This window comes from Telmatocola sphagniphila (genome assembly GCF_018398935.1).
In the GTDB taxonomy this organism is placed as follows: Bacteria; Planctomycetota; Planctomycetia; order Gemmatales; family Gemmataceae; genus Telmatocola; species Telmatocola sphagniphila.
Genome location: NZ_CP074694.1, coordinates 6,366,918 through 6,388,649 on the forward strand (window position 1 = coordinate 6,366,918; position 21,732 = coordinate 6,388,649).

Annotated in this window: 15 protein-coding genes; 3 read left to right on the plus strand and 12 right to left on the minus strand. The window is 53.2% G+C overall.

The window, feature by feature from the left end; genetic code table 11:
- Positions 1–220: 220 nt before the first annotated feature.
- On the plus strand, positions 221–1,465 hold the full coding sequence (locus tag KIH39_RS25495) for an outer membrane protein assembly factor BamB family protein (RefSeq protein ID WP_213496832.1): 1,245 nt from the start codon (positions 221–223) through the stop codon (positions 1,463–1,465).
- A 67-nt stretch (positions 1,466–1,532) separates the two neighbouring features.
- Here the strand turns inward: KIH39_RS25495 and KIH39_RS25500 are convergent, their stop codons facing one another.
- Complete coding sequence (locus KIH39_RS25500) at positions 1,533–2,297, minus strand: 3-keto-disaccharide hydrolase (RefSeq protein WP_213496834.1); 765 nt, start codon at positions 2,295–2,297, stop codon at positions 1,533–1,535.
- Positions 2,298–2,474: 177 nt separating this feature from the next.
- On the opposite strand from KIH39_RS25500, the gene KIH39_RS25505 reads away from it, so the two are divergent.
- Positions 2,475–3,839 carry an MFS transporter gene (locus KIH39_RS25505; protein WP_213496835.1) on the plus strand — a complete coding sequence of 455 codons (1,365 nt, stop codon included), beginning with the start codon at positions 2,475–2,477 and terminating at the stop codon, positions 3,837–3,839.
- Between the two features lie 5 nt (positions 3,840–3,844).
- On the opposite strand, the gene KIH39_RS25510 is transcribed toward KIH39_RS25505, so the two are convergent.
- The 3 genes from KIH39_RS25510 to KIH39_RS25520 form a co-directional block, all read right to left on the minus strand.
- Positions 3,845–4,627: a hypothetical protein gene (locus tag KIH39_RS25510; RefSeq protein ID WP_213496837.1), complete on the minus strand. Its 783-nt coding sequence runs from the start codon at positions 4,625–4,627 to the stop codon at positions 3,845–3,847.
- Between the two features lie 116 nt (positions 4,628–4,743).
- Positions 4,744–5,292 carry a hypothetical protein gene (locus KIH39_RS25515; RefSeq protein WP_213496839.1) on the minus strand — a complete coding sequence of 183 codons (549 nt, stop codon included), beginning with the start codon at positions 5,290–5,292 and terminating at the stop codon, positions 4,744–4,746.
- A 235-nt stretch (positions 5,293–5,527) separates the two neighbouring features.
- On the minus strand, positions 5,528–6,388 hold the full coding sequence (locus KIH39_RS25520; RefSeq protein ID WP_213496840.1) for a hypothetical protein: 861 nt from the start codon (positions 6,386–6,388) through the stop codon (positions 5,528–5,530).
- 66 nt (positions 6,389–6,454) lie between these two features.
- Here KIH39_RS25520 and KIH39_RS25525 point away from each other — a divergent pair, with 66 nt between their 5' ends.
- A complete protein-coding gene (locus KIH39_RS25525) occupies positions 6,455–8,197 on the plus strand; it encodes a potassium channel family protein (RefSeq protein WP_213496842.1) in 1,743 nt (580 codons plus the stop codon).
- Here the strand turns inward: KIH39_RS25525 and KIH39_RS25530 are convergent.
- The 8 genes from KIH39_RS25530 to KIH39_RS25565 all read right to left on the minus strand — a co-directional run bounded on the left by KIH39_RS25530 (position 8,187) and on the right by KIH39_RS25565 (position 21,728).
- A complete protein-coding gene (locus tag KIH39_RS25530; protein ID WP_213496844.1) occupies positions 8,187–9,575 on the minus strand; it encodes a DUF1501 domain-containing protein in 1,389 nt (462 codons plus the stop codon). The two genes, KIH39_RS25525 and KIH39_RS25530, sit on opposite strands and share 11 nt — an antisense overlap.
- Positions 9,572–12,475, minus strand: coding sequence for a PSD1 and planctomycete cytochrome C domain-containing protein (locus tag KIH39_RS25535; RefSeq protein WP_213496846.1), 2,904 nt, complete (start codon positions 12,473–12,475; stop codon positions 9,572–9,574). The genes KIH39_RS25530 and KIH39_RS25535 overlap by 4 nt, the downstream gene beginning before the upstream one ends.
- An 86-nt stretch (positions 12,476–12,561) precedes the next feature.
- Positions 12,562–13,614 (minus strand): ATP-binding protein, encoded by a 1,053-nt coding sequence (locus tag KIH39_RS25540; protein ID WP_213496848.1) that lies wholly within the window; start codon positions 13,612–13,614, stop codon positions 12,562–12,564.
- A 51-nt stretch (positions 13,615–13,665) separates the two neighbouring features.
- On the minus strand, positions 13,666–15,252 hold the full coding sequence (locus tag KIH39_RS25545; RefSeq protein ID WP_213496850.1) for an exosortase C-terminal domain/associated protein EpsI: 1,587 nt from the start codon (positions 15,250–15,252) through the stop codon (positions 13,666–13,668).
- A 59-nt stretch (positions 15,253–15,311) separates the two neighbouring features.
- A complete protein-coding gene (locus tag KIH39_RS25550; RefSeq protein WP_213496852.1) occupies positions 15,312–16,760 on the minus strand; it encodes a tetratricopeptide repeat protein in 1,449 nt (482 codons plus the stop codon).
- The gene (locus tag KIH39_RS25555) at positions 16,761–18,836 is read right to left on the minus strand and encodes a tetratricopeptide repeat protein (protein WP_213496854.1); all 2,076 of its coding nucleotides are present in this window, start codon (positions 18,834–18,836) and stop codon (positions 16,761–16,763) included.
- A gap of 228 nt (positions 18,837–19,064) precedes the next feature.
- A complete protein-coding gene (locus KIH39_RS25560; protein WP_213496856.1) occupies positions 19,065–19,475 on the minus strand; it encodes an EVE domain-containing protein in 411 nt (136 codons plus the stop codon).
- Positions 19,476–19,499: 24 nt separating this feature from the next.
- Entirely contained in the window at positions 19,500–21,728 is a 2,229-nt protein-coding gene (locus KIH39_RS25565) for a fused MFS/spermidine synthase (protein WP_213496858.1), read from the minus strand.
- Between the last annotated feature and the right edge of the window lie 4 nt (positions 21,729–21,732).

Consider the following 21,732-nt stretch of genomic DNA (forward strand, 5'->3'; position numbering starts at 1 on the left):
ATGGCCTTAGCCTGAAAAATACGAACGATCCACCTCAATTGTTCCGGTATGAGCTTCGAGTGACGAAAATTGGAATCGATGCAATCGCGAGAAGAAGCTCCCGCGAGCTCCCCCGCGGATCCACTTGCAGACTCTCATAATTCGCTTTTCGATTGCATCCTCCCGAACGATTCGCTACGCTTGAATTCACACTCCTTAGGCTTTTTTCGGGAAGAATTTCATGCATCAGCGATGGCTTTTGGGTCTGCTCCTCTGGGCGGGGTTTGGGCTGACCGTTTCAGCCTCGGACTGGCCCCGTTTTCGCGGACCTAACGGAACAGGAACTGTTGCCGATAAGGATGTGCCGATCACCTGGTCCGCCACCCAGGGCGTGAAGTGGAAACTCGATTTACCGGGTAATGGCAACTCGTCCCCCATTGTCTCCCGGGGCAAGCTCTTCCTGCAGGCCGCTTCGGAGGATCAATCCAAGCGTTATCTGATCTGCATAGATGCGAGCAAGGGAACCATCGACTGGCAAAAGGAATACAAAGGCGGCCGGGTGGCTATTCATAAGCTGAATTCCCCCGCTTCCTCGACTCCCGCTGCTGATGGCGAAAAAGTCTACGCGGTTTTCTGGGACGGCAAAAACCTTTATTTGACCGCCTGGAGTTACGGCGGCGAGATGGTCTGGGAACATGATCTCGGCGAATTCCGGAGCGATCATGGCGCGGGACTCTCACCGATTGTGGTGGGCGATCAAGTGATCATCAATAACGACCAGCAGGATTTCGCGGAGATTCAGGCCTTCAGCGCCAAAACCGGCTCTCCCACCTGGAAGAAAGCCCGGCAGGCCTACCGCGCCTGCTACTCAACACCGTTTGTGATCCAGAAACCTAAAGGACCTTCGGAACTGATCGTCACCAGTACGGCCGGGTTGACCAGCTACAATCCCGATACGGGGGCCGTGAACTGGAACTGGATGTGGAAGTTCGACAAGAAAGGTTTGCGAACAGTCGGCTCGGCCATCGCCCAGAATGGAATCATTATCGCCGCTTCGGGGGACGGCGGCGGGGATCGCCACATGATTGCACTGAAAGAGGGGGCATCTGGCACTGTCCCCGACAGTAGTGTGCTCTGGCAGAAGAAAAAGGGGACCCCGTATGTGCCCACGGTCATCGGTGATGGCAAATACATCTACTGGGTGCTCGATAAGGAGGGAACGCTGGTTTGTGCCAACCCGAAAACCGGTGCCGAGGTTTGGAGTGAGAGATTAGGCGGCGGCGCGGTAACCGCTTCCCCCGTGATCGCCGATGGTAAGCTCTACATTGTGACCGAAAAAGGCACCACCTACGTCGTTAAAACGGGCGATAAGTACGATTTGCTAAGTAAGAATACACTCAATGAAACGGTGTACGCGACACCGGCTATCGCCGATGGGCATCTCTTCATCCGCGGGATGAAGTCCCTGTATTGCCTCGGAAAGTGAGTAAAGAGCAGGGCGATGCGATCTCGGAGGAGGGCATCGCCCACACGTCACTCAGAGCAAGTCCAGGTTACTTCAATTCTTTCAGGTAAATGTTTTTGAACCAAAGCTTATCGCCGTGGTATTGCAGTTCGATGGGGCCAGTCGCGGGTAGCGGTTTGGTTCGATCGAAATAAGGATCCAGGGCTTTGTCGTCCACAACCAGCTTTCCGTTCAGGTAAACCGTTACCTTGTTGCCGACCATTCGAATGTGAAAAGTGTTCCATTCGCCGACCGGCTTATCGGCTTTGACCAGTGGAGTCTTACCAATGCTTTTCGGATCTACGCCGGTTTTAAGATTGTTATTCCAGAGGCCGCCGGAACCGGTGCCCCAGTCTGCCTTTAAGCTTTCGTCCAGATTATCGGAGTCCCAGATCTGAATCTGCGGCGTGCCGCGGACATAGATGCCGCTGTCCCCGGCCTTCTCTATTTTCCAGTCCACGTACATTTCGAAGTTCCCGTAGTCCCGAACCGTTTGCAGGCTGCAGCCTATCTTTTTTCCCGTTTTATCGATTTTGGGTTTGTGATTGATGACGCCTTCTTTGACGGTCCAAGTTTCAGCCATCAAGCCGTTCCGCATATCCTGGACTTCTTTGAGCCGTTTGGCTCCCAGGGTGGCCCGTTCTTTCAGATCGGTGTGCCCCTGCCAGCCAGTGAGGTCCTTGCCGTTGAACAGAGCAATAAAGCCCTCGGGAGGGATATTATCTTTGGGGCCGGCTTTCTCGTCGTCCGCGCGGGAAGTGCTGGAGGACAGGCTGAAGAGCGAAAGAAAAAGCAGAAAACTCGTTACTCGCATCGAAAAACTCCAGGAGAGAACATGCTGATCGACTACGATTGGCATGAATGAGCATTTTAGTGGAACTTTCCTCGAGTGAATCGGCCGAATGTACGGATTTCGCTTCCCCTGAGGCTTTCGAGTAGTTACATTTTTTCTTCACGGAATGGTTTGATCCCTCCTTAGAAAGTGGCTGGTATGCGCACAAAACTCTCGATCATGATGTTTTTGGAGTTTTTCATATGGAGCTCCTGGTTTGTCTTGAACTTCGGCTATGCTCCGCAAGTGATCGGGGAGAAGCATGTTTATACCGAAATCAAACTGTCGGCCGACAGTGACCCGATCATGGTCATCGATAAACCCTTCGTCATTAACAGTGCTTTTCCGATTGCTTCGCTTCTTGCCATGTTCGGTCTGACAGCTCTCGTCGACCGGAAGATGTCCGCGGAAAAATATATGTTCATTGCTCACATGATCGGCGGATTAGCCATGCTGGGTTTGGGTTTTGCCAGTGATTATGTGCCGCCCGATCAAATGTATCTGGTCTTTGCCGCCTTGATGTACATCCACTGTATCGCTTATGTGCCGACCATTTCGGTTTCCAATTCCATTGCATTCACCCACTTGAAGAATGCTTCGCACGATTTCGGCCGCGTTCGACTTTGGGGGACCATCGGTTGGATTGCCGCCAGCCTTCCTTTCACTTTCCTGCTAACCGACTGGAGCAAAATTCAGGGTGCGGACACTTTCTCGTCGGGATGGTTCAAAATGGTGTTCGACCCGGCCAACGGTAAAACGGGCGATGCCTGGCTCCACGGTGTAAAGTATGCCTATGTCGCAGCCGGAGTGGCCTCGCTACTGCTGTCCATGATCAGTCTTGTTTTGCCACACACCCCGCCAAAGCAGAGCTCAGAACCGCAAAAATCGGCCATGGGAGAAGCGATCGGCTATCTGGCCAAACCTTTTATCTTCGTTTTGTTCGTGGTCACCTTTGTCGACGCCATGATCCATCAGGGATACTTCCTCGTCACGGAAGGATTTTTGAAAGAGAAAGTGGGCATTCCAGCCGGTTTCGTATTGCCGGTAATGAGTTTGGGGCAGGTGGCGGAAATTCTGACGATGGCCGTGCTGGGCTGGTTCTTAAAATCATTCGGCTGGCGCTTCACAATGATTCTCGGCGTGATGGGACACGCCATCCGATTCGGCGTTTTCGCATTCTATCCTCAGCAGGTTCCTGTCATTGCTTCGATTATGTTGCACGGGATTTGCTATGCGTTCTTTTTCGCCACAGTTTACATCTTCATCGATGCCTACTTCCCTACCGATGTGAGAACGAGTGCTCAAGGGCTTTTCAACTTCCTAATCCTCGGCTTTGGGCCGTTCGTGGCTAATGCTCTCTGGCCCACGCTAGTCAAGAACACCAGCGTTAATGGCGTTGTGCAGTGGGACAAATACTTCGTTTATCCCTCTGCCACAGCCCTTGGCGCGGCCGTGATTCTGCTCTTGTTCTTCCACCCACCCAAGCAAACGGCCACCGGTAACGCCGGGGCGCTGCCTCACTAGTCGAATCACGGAAGGTTGGAGTAGCCCACCACCTTCCGGAAATAATGATACTCCCGACTGACCTCGGGAATCGGGGCCAGCTTCCAGATCCACTCGGTGTCCGCGAGAGGCAAAGACACTCCGTAAGTCAGATCCAACCGCTCGATGATGCGGTTGGTTTGGTCCAGCATCTGTCTTTCGATATCGGTAATCAGCACTTTTATACCGGGTAAAAGCCTAAGCCAGTCGACATGCCGCTGCATGACCTTGTGTGCGAAATCTTCCATCCAAGGCCTGCCATATCCCCACTTCTTCAGGAAGTTCATTGGCATGCAGGGAAGTTGAGAAAACAGATTGATGGAGATCGTCAGATCGAGATCTTCCCGATCCCTCAGCAGATGCGGAATCGGGCAGTGAAAGGGCTGTTCGGGATTCGGCAGCTTATACAGCAATTCGATTGATTCCGTCACATCGGCCACATACTCTTCCACGTTCGGATAATGTGAATACTGCTTACGGCTGGCGACCGGATGACAGATATCAACTAATAGCACCTTTTGGAAGCGTTCCGAAAGCTCTTTTAAGGGAACATCGTGGATGAGCCCAGCTCCCAGCACGGCCACGGTTCGATGCCCGGAGCAATTCGCCATTCCCTGCTGAATAATTTTGTGGCAGTGCTCGATGTGCTCTTTCCAGGCCGCACCGACCCGACGAAATCGGCCTTCAATGCCAGTCGCTTCGTCTAGGTACCCCATAGCCCGAGCGGCTTTGGGACAGACGGCCCGCATCTTGTTCAGAAAGAGAAACATGTCATCAGATTAGGATGAAGTCGCAAGGCTGAAAAGGGAAAGCATGGGGCGTTTGACGTCAAAAAAATAACCACGGGTTTTCGCCCGTGGTTATTGAAAATCGTTAAGCAATCCGCTTATTTCAAAATAGTGGGAATAGCGGACAGGACTTTTTCGATACTGGTATCGTTGAGTTCATCTTTGCCAAAGGCGAAGTTAGCTTCGACTTTGCGGTCGTTGTAAAGAACGACGGTCACAGCGGCATCAGGAGCCACTTTGTAACCCTTGGGGCCAGAGGGATTGTCGATCGCCAGAACGGTGGTTTCAATCTTTTCGGTCTTGGCCAGTTCCTTCAGCTTGCCTTCCAGGCCTTCTTTATCCGAGCAGAACACAACGAAGCTGCCCATTTCCTTAGCGGAATTCTTCTTGGTGGCTTCGTCAATTTTCTTGATGAGCTTGGTCAGATTTGCATCGACATCGCGAGCGAAGATCATGGCAACCGGGTTGCCCCCGTTCTTGCAGACCAGACAAGCTTTTTGTCCGGCGCTCTCGCCATTAATGTTCAGAGGATGGAAAGCACCAGGAATCTTTTCGCCCACTTGGATGCTGGACTTGATTTCGGCCGCCGCTGCATAACTGAACATCACGGCAACAGCTGCGACTGCAGCAAACAGAACACGCTTCATGAGAGATCTCCTCGTTGAGAGAATTGAGTTACTCGTCTAATACCATAAGGCTAAGACGATCTTACACTTCTCTGGTACAAAAGGAAAGAGCGCTGAAAGTAATATAAGCGTTCAAGTCTACTCTAAATATTGCAAAACATCCCTGCGGAAAATCGGCCGCAACTCTTGAATGGAAAAGATCTTGCAGTGATTTCGCAAACCGAATTATTTGGATAATCTTAAGAGAATTGTTTCATTAGCGTGATGATACTACGTTTGCAGGAATGTTTTTTGAGCGTTGGCGAATGGCGTGAAATAAAGCGATTCTCATCATTTCAGTCTTCTGCCGTTTTTCAATCATCTGGCTGAAGTTCAAAAGTCCCCACAGAACGAAGTTGGTGATGAGCAAACCAATATGCGCGAACCCGACAGCCATCGCGGCAGGGATCGACCCGCAAGCGTGAATCAATCCGTTGAGTAAGAGGAAATCCCAGCCGCGACGACCCCCTAAATGTCGGGCGGCGCTTCCAGCATTCAGCTCGGTTGATCGCAACAGAGTTTCGATGGTGCCGTCCGCTTCTATGCTTCGGCCTTGCTTGCGAGTCACTTCTACGGCGGCCTGATGGAGGATCTCGAGTTCCTGGAGGTCGAAGCAGATTTTTCCCTGGCGGATGAATTCAAGTTCGAAATCGGGACGGCTATTTTGCGTATTATCGCTCAGCAGCAGCCCACCATCCGTATAACAAGCCGCGAAATGCGTGGAGTACCAGACGGCTCTTGGGGCACGGAGACGTTGCAGGAAGAGGTAAGATTGTTGCGATTTATTCCAGAACATCCGCACGTCGGTTCGCTGTTCCCATATCGGGCCATCGAAACGTATCCGCATGAATCCCTGGCCGATCGGTTTGTAACCCAATTGTGTGGCCTGGTCGTACCAGAACTGGTAGTCCTCATCGCCTCCGGTGGGTTCCAGATTCGTCGGATCCGTGTCGCCGCCGTTCTCGTAGCGGGTTCCCCCGAGCGCCGCGATCAGGGCGGGGAGCCAGGTCCAGGACATCAGCAGGACAAGCAACCCCCACAATACCACCAGTAAAGTATTCGGGTCAATTGGCGGCATCGGCAGAGGTCCTCGCACGGGAAACAGATACATTAACATTATAGTCGTGGACCAGAGGAGCCTGCCTTGCGAGGACCAGTATTACTTTGCGGACTGGGGACGATTGGCTGGCGTATCCTCGATTTCCTCAGGGCGGCTGGCGTTTCCGTAGTAGCCATCGACACGACATGCCGATCCGACGACACCCGGTTGTCAGGTATTCAATTCATCTCCGGCGATTTCCGCGAAGAAGCTATACTCCGTCAGGCGAACATAGCCCAGGTGCAAGGAGTGCTGATCGTCACTTCCGACGATCTCATCAATATCTCCACCGGGTTGTTGGCACGCCGTTTAAATCCGGACGCCCGCATTGTGCTTCGGATGTTCAATCAGAATCTGGTGAACCGGCTCGGAAAAACGGTCAAGAATATGACCGCGCTTTCGGTATCCGCTCTGTCCGCTCCGATCCTGGCGATCTCCGCACTTAGCGGCGATGTCATGGCCGCTTTCGCGCTTCGGGAAGAGCGACGGCAGGTGGCGGAAATCGAAATCACCGAAACTTCCAGCCTGGCGAATCGGGCCTTCGGGCTGATCGATCCCACCGAAAAGCTCGTGCTGATCTCCCATCAGAAAAAAGACTCTTCACAGCAAAAACAGGAAGTGGCCTCCCGTCAGGTGGCTTTGAAGCCGGGCGATCGAATAGTCGTCTGTGGCGTACCATCCGATGTGCAGCGACTTCGCGAGCCCAGTTCCGAACAATTGCGAGAACTCCTCTGGGCCGGGAAGGTTCGTCGATTTTTTCGAGTGATTCATCGGACTTTTCGCGAACTGGAACGCCCTGTACAAATTTGTCTGGCCGTGCTGGTAACCGTTGTGGTGGCAAGCACGATGGTCTACCACTGGGGAGTGAACGACTCCTGGCCCGATGCACTTTATCACACCATCAGCTTGATCACCACGGGTTCCGAACTTGGTGCGGAGAAGACGGAAGGGTGGTTCAAGGTCTTCGTCAGCCTTCTGAAAATTTTCAGCATCGCGCTGATTGCCGCATTCACGGCGATAGTCACCAATTACCTTATCAAAATCCGATTGGGAGCCGCACTCGAAGCGAGGCGCATACCCGACGGCAATCATATCGTCATCTGCGGTTTGGGGAATGTCGGTTTTAGAGTTCTCGAAGAACTGCTGAGAATCGGCGAAGAGAGCGTGGTCATACTCGAGAAAAAGGCCGATAATCCGTTCATCACTGCTGCTCGCCGGAAGGGGGCGGTGGTAGTGATCGGGGACGGTACCTTACCGGATGTGTTGAAGCAGTGCAAAGTGGAGACCGCACGGTCGGTGATCGTCGCCACATCGTTGGAACTCGTTAATCTGGAAATCGCCCTGATCGTTGCCGAACTGAACCCGAAACAGCGAATAGTTATCCGGCTGGGAGATTCTCTGGCTACCGATACCGTGCGACAAGCGGCCAATGTCGGGTTGGCCCTATCGGTTACGGAATTGGCTGCCCCCGCCTTTGTAGCGGCTCTATTCGGCGATCGAGTGATGTCTATCTTCCCACTTGAAGGCAAACTTCAGGCAGTGATGGAATGGAAAATTGCCGATGAACAGGATATGTTTCACAAACAACGGCCTCGGGATCTTGCACAAGAGTATCATTTGACACTTTTGGAACGAACCACGGCGGACCTCAAAAAATCGACGTGGGATTCGGGCCGGGCGCTAGAAGTGGGAGAAAGCATCACTTTCATCCTGCCGCTGCAGCAGTTGGAGCAGTTGCTGCAAACGGCCGTGGAAAAGATCGTCGCCGTCTCCGATTCTAAGCCATAATCCCTTGGACCACTTCACCGGCAATATCGGTCAGTCGCATATCCCGGCCACCGAACCGATAAGTCAGTTTTGTATGCTCCATCCCCAGGAGGTGCAGAATAGTCGCATGCAAATCGTGCATGTGGACTTTGTCCTGAATGGCGTGATAGCCGTACTCATCAGTTGCCCCATGAGCATAGCCGCCTTTGGTGCCGCCACCGGCCATCCAGACGGTGAAGCCGAACGGGTTATGGTCACGGCCATCGGACCCCTGAGCCATCGGCGTCCGGCCGAATTCGCCACCCCAAACCAAAAGGGTCTGGGAGAGCAGGCCGCGAGCCTTCAAATCCTTGATCAATCCGGCGATCGGTTTATCGGTCGCGAGTGCGTTAGCCGCATGTCCATTGACCAGGTTGGAATGCTGGTCCCAGCGATCGTGCCCGACGTTGGGGCAAAGTAATTCGATGAATCGGACCCCGCGTTCGACCATGCGTCGGGCGATCAGACACTGTCGGCCGTAAATGTCGGTGGGAGCCTCATCGACGCCATAAAGCGCTTTCGTGGCGGCCGACTCTTTGCTGAGATCGAACAGTTCCGGCACGGCCGATTGCATCTTATAAGCCAGTTCATAATTCCGAATGGCGGATTCCAAGGCATCGGAACTGCCGGTTCGAGCTAGCGATTGCTGATCGAGTTTGTTGATCAGGTTCAGCTTCTTTTTTTGTTCCTGAGGCGTTTTCTCCTGAGCCTTAAGATCCTCGACAGGTATTTTGCCGCGCTGAAATAAACTGGCCTGATAGTTGGCGGGGAGAAAACCGGAATTGAAATTATCTCGACCTCCCGGAGGAATCAGCCCGCTACCTAACACGATAAAACCGGGCAGATCCTGGCACTCGCTTCCCAACCCGTAAGTCACCCAGCTGCCGATGCTAGGCCGGCCCTGCTGGCCAGTGCCGGTGTGCAGAAAGTAGTTGGCGTTGGTATGCTCCGAAAAGTCGGCATGCATGGACCGGATCACGCAGAGGTCATCGGCGCATCCCGCGATATGAGGAAGCAAGTCACTGACTGGCAGTCCGCTCTGACCTCGATTCTTGAATTTCCAGGGAGATTTCAGCACCATGCCGACATTGTTAAACTGCGTCGGTTCGACTTTCATTTTGATCGGCTGGCCGTGCTCTTTGTCCAGGCGCGGCTTGGGATCAAAGGTGTCCATACCGCTAGGGCCGCCATCCATATAGAGGAAAATGACCGATTTCGCGCGGGCCGGGAAGTGCGGCGGCTTTGTTGGAGAACTCGGCTCGGCGTAGGCCCGATCCTGAAGCAAGCCAGACAGTGCCAGCGAGCCGAAACCGGCAGAAGCCCGAAGGAACGAACGGCGTGTGAATGGTGACTGGTTCATGGTATGAAAATGAACTCCTTGGTATTCAACACGGCGTGTGCCAGCTGGGTCCAGCTATCCAGTTCGGATTGGGCCGTACCCGCTTCGCTCAGGAAGTCCTTCGCGATTTTCAATTCATCCAAGCTGGGGAGCCGGGCGTAGGCCATCCGGTAAAGCAGTTGCAGTCGATTTTCGGGATTGGTTTCCGTTAATAGTCGTTTAGCCCAGGCGGTAGAAAGCTGATGCACGAGGGGGTTGTTCAATAGTATCAGAGCCTGGCTGGGAACATTAGAAACGCCCCGCCGTCCCATGGTGCTGAAGGGAGTGGGGTAATCGAAGGCGGCCAGCATGGGATTCATGAAGTTCCGGCGAACTTGCAGATAGATGCTCCGCCGACCATCGGCATCCAACGGCCCTGAAGCCCCCGGTCGGCCACGTCCGATCATGCTATCCGATAGATATGGGGCGACTCCGGGACCTTCCATCGTCAGGTTCAGCCTGCCCGCCATCTGGAGCATGCTATCCCGAACGCACTCGGCCTCAAGACGTTTGAGAGGGAAGTGATGCAGCAGTCGATTTTGAGGATCCGCCGTCACAATCGCTTCCATTCGGCTGCTCTGCTTATAAGCCTCTGTGGTGACAATCTGACGAATCAGCTTCTTAATCGACCAACCCTGTTGGGAGAAATCCTCCGCCAGCCAATCCAGCAATTCCGGATGACTGGGCCGTTCGCCCTGCACTCCAAAATCATCGACCGTTCGGACAATTCCTTCACCGAAAAGATGCTGCCAGACTCGGTTGACGATGACCCGGCGAATCAGGGGATTCTCGGCACTACAAAGCCGATCCGCCAATTCCAACCGTCCGCTACCCTGATCGAAAGTCGGCTCATGCAACACTTCGAATAGGCGGTGCGGTACTTCCTCGCCCAGTTTTTTATAATTGCCGCGAATGAAGACTTTTTCGTTCTGCGGGGAGCCTTCAATCAAAGTCATGGCCTGACGTATCGGCGGAAGTTTCTTCGCCAGTTCGTCCATTCCTTTGTCCGGCTCGATTTTATTGAGCTCCGCCGACGTCCTCAGCCAGCCATTCAGGGCCTCAATAGCGACGGCGTCCCGGAAGTGTTCCGGATCTTTGGACCAAGCCTTCTGCGTTTCCGGCAGATCGACTTTGACCTTGTCGAATTGCAGCGGTTTGTCGGTAAAGCGGATATCATCGAGAACGATTTCTCCATTACCGCTATCGATCAGTTCCAGGTAGGCACTCCGGCCCTTCCACATGGAAGTGTTGATCGTGTGCCATTGCGGTTCGGCGGGCGAATGGATGCCATATTGCAGGCCACCGTAAATGGGCTCTTGAATCAGCTGAAAATGTTCGACGATCAGGCGGGCAGTTATGTGATTTCCCTGGCTCCGAATGAAAATGTAATCGCTATCGATGCTGAAAGTTTTGGATCGTCGTGCCCCGGGAAATCGCTTCGGCAGGTGGCCACCGGCCACGGCATCGGGTGGCAAGATTTGCCAGGCTTTGTCCAACTTTATGAGTTCACCCGAAGCAGGCGTTAGTGTAAAGGCCGGGCCTTCGCCACTATATCTCTGATTTTCGTCCGGGAGCCGATTCTGAAAAAGCTCGGAGACCAAGTTGGTTCCCGCATCTTTCGGAACACGAATCTCCACAGGTTGTTTGGGCAGATCTTTGAAGGCAGCGATTTGATTTCGCAGTTTGTCACTCTGCCCTTTCCTGACAGCGTCTATCTGGTGCAGCACGGGAAGCACGCGAGCCGGATCGTCGATGAAGCCTTTAGCGTAGCGGGCACTTTCCAGAACACCCATTAATGAATAATAATCCCGCATGGTGATGGCATCGAATTTATGATCGTGACACTTCGCGCAGGAGAGAGTGCTCGCCAGAAAAGTTTTGCTGAAAACATCCAGCTGATTATCGAATCGATCAGCCATATCCTGTCGGATATCGACGGGACTATGCTTGGCTTCATAAAGATGCCAGAAGGCGGTCCCCAGAATCGATTCATTCCAGTTATTTTTGACGTTAATGCGCGGCTGAGGCAAGAGATCGCCGGCGAGGTGTTCTTTGACAAACTGATCGTAAGGCAGATCCTCGTTAAATGCTCGAATTACATAATCCCGGTATCGCCAGGGTTCGAACATGTCGAAATCGAACTCATGTCCCATAGTCTCGGCGTAACGCGCCAGATCGAGCCAGTGCCGGGCCCAGCGTTCGCCGAAGCGTGGGGAGGCCAGTAACCGGTCCACCTGTCGAGTGTAGGCATTCGGGGATTTGTCATTTAAGAAGGCGTCGAGTTCCCCAATCGTAGGCGGTAGCCCCGTGAGATCGAATGACAGCCGACGCAACAGTGTCGCCTTGTCGGCTGGGGGCGCGTAGTGCAGATTTTTCTCTTCCAGCTTGGCCAGTAAAAAACAATCGATGGGAGATTGGACGGCTTTCACGGTCGGTACCGGAGTCGACTTGATTTGCTGGAGTGACCAGTGCCCGGCCCGTTTTTGAAGATCGAATTTTTCCACTTTGGCAGTCGTCGAAGCGGCTGCCCCGGCCGGCCATGGGGAACCCATTTTCACCCACTGATTCAGTAGTGCGATCTCTTCGTCTTTGAGTTTGGCTTTAGGCGGCATTTTGGTGTCATTCTTGTAGGAAATGACATCCAACAACATGCTCTTCTCCGGGTTTTTTACATCCAGGACGGGACCGCCTTCGCCGCCTTTGATAAGGGCTTCCTTGCTATCCAAGCGCAAGTCCGCCTTCTGCTTTTGCACACCGTGACAGCTGATGCAATTATCGAAAAGTATCGGGCGGATCTTCTTTTCAAAGAATTCCGCATCCTCGGCTCGAACGGAGCCGACCGAGAATACCAGAGCCGCGAAAAGGAAAAAAAATCGCGTCATGGAATGAAGCCAAATAGGAAAATACAGGTAGGAAATCGCAAAGGATCAGTTACTCGCTGAGGAAGCGAGTTAAAGACCTCTCCTAATCATAACCCTAAAGCATCCAAGTCGTCCATCAATTTGTCGAGATCATCGGCCGGCTGGTTGGTCCGATTTTCCTGCCGTTTGGGAATTCCGACAGCAGTTCCGACTGCGTTTCGGCCATCGGCGACGAGTTCCCGATCGCGTTCGGCCACCGCTTGCGAGAGTGGGTCACTCACTTCGCCGCCGAATAAGCGGGTGAGGTCGATTTTCAATCCGGAAACGCTGCCCACATCAGCACCGGCGATGGCGGGGCTTTTATATTCTGGGAATATAATCGCCTGTTGCGGGCAAACTCTTGAACAGGCTGGGCATCCTTTTTTGCAATTATCCTGATTGGCCACCAGAATCGTATCGGCCTTGTCGACATCGTAGACGCCGAAGAGACAGAAATCGAGACATTCGAGGCAGTTGGTACAACGCGAATAATCGATCACCGGGTACCAGCGACGACCGGGTGGGGCGAGCAGTTGTTCCTTGCTGAACGGATTGGCGTTTGTCGGAGCTTCGGCCGGTTCATTCTTGACGGGAGTCAACAATCCTAACTGAACGAAGCTCGGCTTGAATTCAGTGGTGGTTTTCTGTTCCCGGCGGGTCTTACACTCCTGATAGATCCGGCGGATTTCCTGGACGTAAGCCTCCGGTAAATTCGAATCCCGCAAATCGAGGCAATAAATGTGTCGATCCGGAACAGGTCCCTGCACGCCGATCGCTTTATTTTCTTCGGGACTATCCGTGGGCGTGTCTTCTTCGTCTTCGCGATCCTCGGCCGCTTTAAGTTGAATTTCGCCGAGATTCCCCTTGATACCAATGCGATCCAACAGCCAGAAGGCCGCCCGGGAGTAAAGCCAGGACAGCACGACCATATCACCGGCGACATTGCCCAGAAATAGCCGACCCGTATGATCGGGGGACAGATCGTACAGGTTGGGGATAATCGAAACTTCCAGGCCCGGTTCCATAATCAGCGCGGCGGCTATGCTCTCTTCGAGCGAGCGCTTGGCGGGATGTTTACCGGGGGCCTGAGAAAGAATAACGTTGAGCTTATAGCGACTCATAATTTCATTGTAGTTGGCCGATTACAACCTGTTAAGTGAAAACGGTAGTTCTCATTCCCCGTCCGGGACCGCCCAGGGACAGGTGTTATACAACTCGCGGGCGAAGGCAACCGTGAATTTGGTCAAGGTCTTGCGGGTGGTTTCCAAGGGACCGGTGGCCGGCATGCCTATCAGGATTCCGATTCTCGGTACTTGATCCTGTTGGGAAGTCGTCCGAAACTGTTTGAGAATCCATTCGCTGGTACTGAGCTGATTTTGTTGAGCTACCTCTTCCTCGGTCACGAAATGGTGACCGTCCTGAGTCCAATAGTGCAGCATCTGGTCCTGATTTTCGCGTCGAAACAACTGTTCGATGAGGACGATCTGCTGGCGGTCGCCAATTTTCAGATGTTCGACCGATTTCGACACCGGTTTAAAGCCGCGATTGGGCAGGCAGACCTCGGGATGATGGCCCCGTTTAACGAGGCTGCTGGCGGGCCAATACATCACCCAGACATGGACCTGATGGCCGATGGGGTTCGAATAGACCCGGCGAATGATCTGATCGGCCCCTAAAACTTGAGAAATCTCCTTGTCGACGAATTGAGCTTCTCCTTGCCACTCGCCGATCTTTAAGGGCAGGTTTGCCAGGGAGACAGTTTCGTCCTGCATCCAGATGCGCGAGTAACTCTTCCAGCCCAGATAGCCGGAGGCCGCCACGCTCGAGAGGATTATCAGAAGGCAGCTTATGCCCGAAAGAATTCGTTCCGGGGAATGCTCTGGAATAGGAATGACAATAACCGGTTGAGTGCCGGTTCGTTTGGTCGCCAGCAGATTCGAAATCAGGATCGTGATAAACAGGGCGAGCAGAGCCATGCCATAACCGAGCATTTCGTGATAGATGCCCGTGGTCACTACCGTACCGAAGTTTTCCTGCAGAATCCCGGTCACCACTATGCGCATCGTATTGCAGAATATCACGATCGGAATGCTGAAGAGGAAAAGCAATACTCCTCTGCCAAAACTAAATCGGCGGTAATAAGCCACGAATGCGGCCATAGCCGGGATGGTAGTCATCGAACGAATTCCACTGCAGGCTTCGACAATTTCCAACGGGCCGCTGGGGATGTGAATTTCAAAACCCTTGCGAACTACCTCGCAGCCCGAGAGCTTGAGGCCTTGAGTTGCCAAACCGGTGACCAACTCCTGCAGATAAGTGCGAAACGAGAAGAAAATCGCATCGGGTAACGGCAGCGAGAAAAAGATAAACAAAATCGGGAAAAATAGAATTCGAGTTCGAGCCCAACCCCAGGTGCACAGAGCCAGCGAGAGAGTCGCCAGGCTGTAACCGAGGGTCAGCCACCAGAAGACAAAAGTGCTTTCGCTCACTTGCGAAAGGATGTACCAGGCGGGAACTATGCTGGCCATGCCGAGCAACAGGGGCAGGTAGCCAAGTAATGAAGTACCACCATCAGCCGACTTGAAACGCTCGCGATCGTGAAAAAAGATCAGCCAGCAGGAACCCAATGGTATGACGTAATGGCTGGAATAATCGGGCGAGCCGCTCCAGAGCAGGAACAGATGATAGATCAGCCCGGCCCAGGCCAGGCCCAAAAGTACCCAAGCCGCCTGAAAGTATCGGTTTACGAAAATATTCATGACGTCTTGGAAAGGGGATAGTTGCTCGAGCCGCCCGCGGAACGGTCGAGCGGAACCAACTACTTCTTCTTTTCGCCTTCCGGCTCTTTCTTCGAATCCTTCGGTTCTTCCTTCTTGGGATAGCGGGAATTCAAATCGGTTAGCATGCGCACCGCGTCGGCCCGATGGATAAACGCCGATTCGGCGGCGATGGCCCCTTCGAGGTATTTCCGAATTTCATCCGAGAACTTCTTTTCATCCTTCTTTTTCAGGACCGACGCAATGAAGTAAGCGGTGTCGGGGGCTACTTGTTTATTCGACAGAGTAATACTGGTATTCAAAGCCTGCTCGGCATCCGATTCTTTACCGACCTTCAGCAATACCCAGCCCAGCGTGGACCAGGCTTCCGGATTGCGCGACAGGCGATCTTTGTTCACTCCGGCGATTTGAAGTGCACGCTGCTGCTGGGAGGGGGAACTGGTCTGCTCCGCCAGAACCTGAGCCAACTGGTTCGAAGCGAAAAAGTTCGCCGGTTGCGATCTCATCAGGTCTTCGAAAATTTTCTCGGCTTCATCGAGCCGATTTTCGTATCGAGCGAGTAATCCCAAAAGAGATTGCGTTTCCGGGGCCATCGGATCGAGCGTTTTCGCTTGATTAATCGAGATTTTCGCGGCGGCGAGATTACCGGTATCCAGAAGCCAGCCCCCATAGGCCTGATGAACGCGAGCCAGCTTGGGATTTTTCGTGATCGCTTTCTGGAACCACTCCTCGGCCTTGGCCTTATTCGGTTTATTCGCCCACAGCAAGCCCATGGCGACTTCCGGGGGATCGAGAGTGGGGTCTTCGGCCTTGGCCTGGGTCAGTTCGACGAAGGCTTCATCCGCTTTATTCAGATTGAAATAAACTTTGGCCAGTCGCTGCATCAGCGGGGCTGATTTGGGGTCGAGAATTTTCCAGGCCAGATAATGAGTTTTGGCCGATTCCCAGTCTCCTCGATCATCGAATGCCGTCGCCAAGCCTGCATTGGCTTCCTTTTCAAAGATCTTTTTCTGGTCCGAGCTCCATTTGTCCGACTTCGCGAGTGTGAGAGCTGTCTGGCAAGCCAGAATGGTTTCGGTAAATCGGAATTCCGAAAGAGCGATGCTGGCGATTTCCAGGTAGCATTCGGGATGGTTGGGATTTTCTATGACCGCCCGTTCCAGGTTGGTTCGCGCCATCTGAAAAACTTGCAAGCGGGCATTCTGATCGATTTGATTACTGCGAAGAACCGTGAGGAAAAATCGCGCCAGATTCAATCGCGCCGGTGCGATTTTCGGATCTTTCTTCTCGGCATCTTGCAGGAACTTCAGGCATTCATCGAACTGACCTTTGTTGAAGGCTTTCTCCGCCTTGTCGACATCTTCGTTTTTCTTCTCCGCAGTTTTAGTATCCCCCTGAGCGTACAACTGCTGATTCGGGGTGGCGAACCCCGCGAGGGTGATCGTACCCAGAAGAGCCACTCCGACTCGGGAGAGAATAAACGAGCGCATCTATTTCACCTTTTTCATGTTTTCGAGGATTTTGTAGCCGACATCCAGTTCAAATGTTTCCCAGGTCGCCTTCGACATCTTACCGGCGATTTGAAAGTTCTCCCGAGCTTCCGATTTTCTATCCATTTTGAGGTAGGCCATCCCCAAATGAATGTAATAGATCGGCACTTTAGGATTGATTTCGATCAATTGCTTCAGAATCTCACGAGCCTGCTCGGGATGCCCGTTTTCGAGCAGAATTCGGGCAAGAACGTTGCGGGCGCTGGGTGGGAGAGCGTGACGTTCTTCCATTTCCTTCAGTAAACTGGAACTCTGGTCGGCCAGCGCGGGCAGATTCATTCCCCGCAGTTGAAGCCAGGCGCGGCGTTCGATACAGCTAAGATCCTGCGATTCCTTCAGAAGATAGTTGTCGTAGGCCCGTACCGCCTGATCCGCGGCTACGGAATCCCAACCCAGTGTAGTGGATACCGGTTCCGCCTGACGGGCGTAGGCGTCTCCTTTGAGTTTCCAAGCGTTGTTGTAATCGGGCCAACGTTGCAACATCTTTTCCGCTGCCGTAGCCACGTAATCAGTCGCCTCGCCTTCACAGGCCGTCCTCAAGCCCTCATAAATAACATCCGGCTTGGTGGCATCTTCCAGGACCTTATCCAGGAACTTCTGGATGGCCGTGTGAGCAGCGGCTTTATTCAGAGCTCGAATGTAGACATTGATGGCTCCGGCATCCGTCGGAATCTGGTCTTCCACTAGACTCATAGAGGCGATCGCCCGGGAAGATTGGCCTTGATCCAGATAGATGGAAGCCTCCTCTCGTGCGATCCACAAAGTCGCCTTCGACAATTGTTTGAATCGCTGACAAGCTTCCAGAGCAATGTCGTTTCGATTGGCCGCTCGGGCATTCTCGATGAGTAAGGCGATCAGCGTGGGATCGTTGGGTTTTCGTTCGACCGCTTGCTGGATGATCAACAGGCCGGTTTTGGTATCCACAATTCGGACGAGACGAGTCAGCGCGGCCAGCAGTTCGGGTTTATCCTCCCCGCAGGCAGTGATCCCTTTATCGATCAGAGCGATGGCTTCCTTCAATTCCTGTCGGCGAATGTGGATCAGAGCCAGCCCGACGTAGCCGATCGGATTTGATGGCTCGCGCTGCATCACATTCTTCCAGCATCGCTCGACCCGATCTTCCAGTTCCTTTTTGAGCTCGTCGCTCTCCTCGGCATTAAATTTCTTCTGTTGAATCAGTTCGTCCAGAATCGCTAACTGACGAAACTGGCACTTACCGAATTCGGTATAAATGAAGTTGGGAATGTCCTCTTCACCCAGAAAAATCCTGGCCATATTGGAGTATGGAACCCAATAGCCTTTGAGATCGGGATATTGGTCGAAGAATTCGAGGGCGGTGAGGTAGCAGTTGTAATACTGAAGTTTGATGGCCGGGGGCCAGCGGTCCGAAAAGGCCTTCTTTTTGACCTGAAGTAGCATGTCCAACACCATGTAATCCCGCAACCCTTCAAAAGGCATATTCAGATTGCGGTGAAGTTGGATGGCCAGGCAAAGCAAATTGGGATTGGGCGAAGGTGTGGCTTGCTGGGGCGGAGGGAGTGATTTCAGGATCTCCCGAGCCTCTTCTTTATTTCCATTCTGTACGGAATCCTCCGCCAGCAGGCAGATGCACAGCCAATCGCCTTTGGCATAATCGAGTCGCTTTTTGGCTTCGCGACGCATTTCGGGCAGCTTGTTCAACTGCCGGTTTTTCAAGATGCAGTAGATGAGCATCGTCTGATCGTGCGGATCGGCCTCCAGAGTTTCCATGGCCTTCAAGCGGTTGCTTACCCGGGAATCCTCCGAACGGAATTTAGCGAGCTTTTCTAAAGTACTCTTCATCTTGTCCGTGTCGAGGGTCAGAGCCGCGACTTCAAACTCCCGCCAGGATTCCATGGCTTCGTTTGAGTGCATCTCCCCGCGGACTTCTTTCAAGCCGTAGTAGCCAACGAAAGTCAAAACTCCGGCGAAAAGAATCAGAACGAGGGAAATACCGCGCCGGGAAAGCCCGAATCGGTGGGCAAATTCGACGGGCATTTCTTCGAATTGGTATCTCAGCGCATTCCATGGGGAGAGGACGATGGAAGTGAGAATAGGAGGGGAAGCAGTTTCTCGGTATGCACTCATGGTGTAATGGCGTGGATTGAGAATTTCCCACTATTTAGAGCAGTGGAAATCTCCCTCTATTCTACCTGCCGCACTTCGGTCAGCCCAATAAATTGCGCCAGAAAATGAGAGCCAGGATCGCTACAACCGGAAATTGACCTACTTGCCGGCTCCCAATTCCTGGATCTTCCCCCAAAGTTCCTCGGAAACGGGCATGACACTGAGTCGACCGATCCGTACCAGTTCCCAGTTCGCGAAAATCGGATCGGCTTTGATGGTCTCCAAGGTTACCGGCACGCTCAAGCGACGTTGCGGCTTCACTTCCACCATGACGCTCTTCTGGTCGCCGGCCTCCGGATCTTCCGTCGGACCTCGGCTGACCACCATCTCCCCCACGATCTGCTTCTCTTTTCCGGTGTGATACAGCAGAACCTGGTCCCCCTTGGCCACGCTCCGAAGATGTTTTCGAGCCAGCGCGTTCGTGACGCCGGTCCACCAGGTTTTCTTGTCGTGGAGCAGTTGATCGTAGCTGTACTCTTCCGGTTCCGATTTGAACAACCAGTAAGCCATGTAAACTCCTAGCGCGAGTGAATGCTAGTCCTTTTCGAACATCGGTTTAAGAATGTCGATGACGTTGGAAAAATCATCCGTCCATAGAGGAGTACTCGGGCCAAAACGGGTGGGGATCCAGGGGCTTCTGCGCAGCTCCTTAAGGTCTTCGACATTCCGGAGGACGATGACCCACTGACAGGGAAACTGCCCCTTTTGAAGATCCGAATCTCCCTGATTGTCGCGCACTTCCAAAGGTGGATCGAAGCTCGAGCCAATTTTTGCGAGTACTGGCGGCAAATCGAGATAGCGATTAGACACGTGGAACAGAAGCATGCCGCCCGGCGCCAATTTCGACAAATACATCTCGACTGCTTCCCGGGTGATCAGATGAATCGGTATGGAATCGGAAGAGAAGGCATCGAGGATCAAAAGGTCAAATTTTCCATCCGGTTCTTCCTTCAGACGCAGTCGGGCATCGCCGACGTGGAAAGTCTGGGAGTTCGCCGGAGAATTTTTGATGAAGTGGAAATATTTCTCATTCTGAGCGATTTGAATCACTGCCGGATCGAGTTCGTACAGAATCCAATCCTCATTGGGCTTGGCGTAGCTTAGCATTGAGCCGATCCCCAAACCGACCACGCCGACCGTCTTGATCGGTTGGCTGACATCACTCCTTCGCCAGCGCAACATAACGCTTCCAGCAGGTCCGCGCGGATGGTAGTAGGTCAGAGGTTCATTTATCCGAGCCGGGTCGAGCCACTCCTGGCCATGGATTGTTCGACCGTGCACCAGACGGATGAACGGATAATCGGGATCCAGAGTGACCTTCAAAACTCCCAGATAATTTCGTTCGCGGAGCAGCACATTTCCAGTGGCGCCGGCATCGAAGGCGCTCAGGGCGGATACTACCAGCAGCGCCAGCATAAACCGGAGGGGCCGATCCACCAGTGTGAAAATATAGATCATCGGCAAGCCGTAGAGCAAGGCTCCTCGGAGACTCACCAGGGGGAGGCCGGACGATTCGTGCAGGGAATGGATAATACTCTGTATGGCAGCCAGTTTCAGCAGGGCCATGATTGCACCGATAGCCACAGCAAGGGCAGTCGGAATCAGCACATCTTTCCAATCGAATTTTGCCGTTTCCGGCGTTGGGCGGATCCGACTCGCGAGGATCAGCATCATGGGATATTCGATCAAGCCTAAGCGCTGGAAAATGAATGGAGCGAGGAGGGCGTTGAAAGCACTGCCGAGCACTCCGCCAAGCGCAATCCACAGAAAGTAGGCAGTTAAATGATCCGGCGTCGGCCGGTCTTTCGCTAATACGCCGTGACATAAGAGGCAGATCAAAAAAAATGTGATGAGATGAATGCCCAGAACGACAAAAACCGGATCGGCGGCTTCGATTAATAGGACAAAAAATAACGCAAGGATAGAGATCGATGTGGCCGTGGAAACGAATTTGAGTGGGACTCGAATTATTGAACTGAAAGCCCAAATAAAAGACAGGAAGTAGAGACCCAGGGGAGCCATCCAGAGCAGGGGCATGGAGGCAATGTCGGTGGTAATGCAGGTCGTCACGCCTTGCAACAGACTGGAAGGAAGGAAAGCCAACCCAATCCAGCGAAGTATCCGGGACGTCGTCAGAGGTTCCGATTTTTCCGGGACGGCTTCTGTGGCATGCGTTTTTCCTCCCGCAAAGATACCGCAAAAGAGAATCAGCCCAATCAAAATGTAAAAGGCATACCGCCAGGTCTCGGCTTGTTCCGCCAGTCGCAGTTTCGGTTCTATCCACAGCGGATAAGCGATGAGTAGGGCCAGGCTTCCCAGGTTACTGGCCGCGTACAGAAAGTAAGGATCGTTCGCAGAGGAATGATCCGTCTGGCTAAACCAGCGTTGCAACAGCGGGGCAGTCGTCGAAACCGCAAAAAAGGCCGGTCCCACTCCAAAGAAAAGTGTTTTCAGCAACCACAGAATGGGAGACTCGTTTTCGGACGGCGACTGGTTTTGGAGCGAAATCGGAACGGTCATCGCCGCCACTACCAGGACAACGAGATGAAGAATCATCTGACGGTTGGCCGGTACGTTCCGAGTCATAAAGTGGCTGTAGAGGTACCCCAGAAGCAGAACGGCCTGAAAGAAGACCAGACAGGTGTTCCAGACCGCCGGGGACCCGCCTACCGAGGGCAGTAACATCCGGCCCACGAGCGGTTGGATGGCCATTAAGAGACCAGCACTTACCAGCAGAGTGAGGGAGTAGAGAATCGGCGCCACGAAG

What these genes read in the sequence shown, in the direction of transcription:
- KIH39_RS25555 (WP_213496854.1), bottom strand. Translation starts at nt 18,836, where the DNA reads ATGCCCGTCGAATTTGCCCACCGATTCGGGCTTTCCCGGCGCGGTATT.
- KIH39_RS25535 (WP_213496846.1), bottom strand. Translation starts at nt 12,475, where the DNA reads ATGACGCGATTTTTTTTCCTTTTCGCGGCTCTGGTATTCTCGGTCGGC.
- KIH39_RS25515 (WP_213496839.1), bottom strand. Translation starts at nt 5,292, where the DNA reads ATGAAGCGTGTTCTGTTTGCTGCAGTCGCAGCTGTTGCCGTGATGTTC.
- KIH39_RS25495 (WP_213496832.1), top strand. Translation starts at nt 221, where the DNA reads ATGCATCAGCGATGGCTTTTGGGTCTGCTCCTCTGGGCGGGGTTTGGG.
- KIH39_RS25530 (WP_213496844.1), bottom strand. Translation starts at nt 9,575, where the DNA reads ATGAACCAGTCACCATTCACACGCCGTTCGTTCCTTCGGGCTTCTGCC.
- KIH39_RS25545 (WP_213496850.1), bottom strand. Translation starts at nt 15,252, where the DNA reads ATGAATATTTTCGTAAACCGATACTTTCAGGCGGCTTGGGTACTTTTG.
- KIH39_RS25540 (WP_213496848.1), bottom strand. Translation starts at nt 13,614, where the DNA reads ATGAGTCGCTATAAGCTCAACGTTATTCTTTCTCAGGCCCCCGGTAAA.
- KIH39_RS25560 (WP_213496856.1), bottom strand. Translation starts at nt 19,475, where the DNA reads ATGGCTTACTGGTTGTTCAAATCGGAACCGGAAGAGTACAGCTACGAT.
- KIH39_RS25505 (WP_213496835.1), top strand. Translation starts at nt 2,475, where the DNA reads ATGCGCACAAAACTCTCGATCATGATGTTTTTGGAGTTTTTCATATGG.
- KIH39_RS25520 (WP_213496840.1), bottom strand. Translation starts at nt 6,388, where the DNA reads ATGCCGCCAATTGACCCGAATACTTTACTGGTGGTATTGTGGGGGTTG.
- KIH39_RS25550 (WP_213496852.1), bottom strand. Translation starts at nt 16,760, where the DNA reads ATGCGCTCGTTTATTCTCTCCCGAGTCGGAGTGGCTCTTCTGGGTACG.
- KIH39_RS25500 (WP_213496834.1), bottom strand. Translation starts at nt 2,297, where the DNA reads ATGCGAGTAACGAGTTTTCTGCTTTTTCTTTCGCTCTTCAGCCTGTCC.
- KIH39_RS25510 (WP_213496837.1), bottom strand. Translation starts at nt 4,627, where the DNA reads ATGTTTCTCTTTCTGAACAAGATGCGGGCCGTCTGTCCCAAAGCCGCT.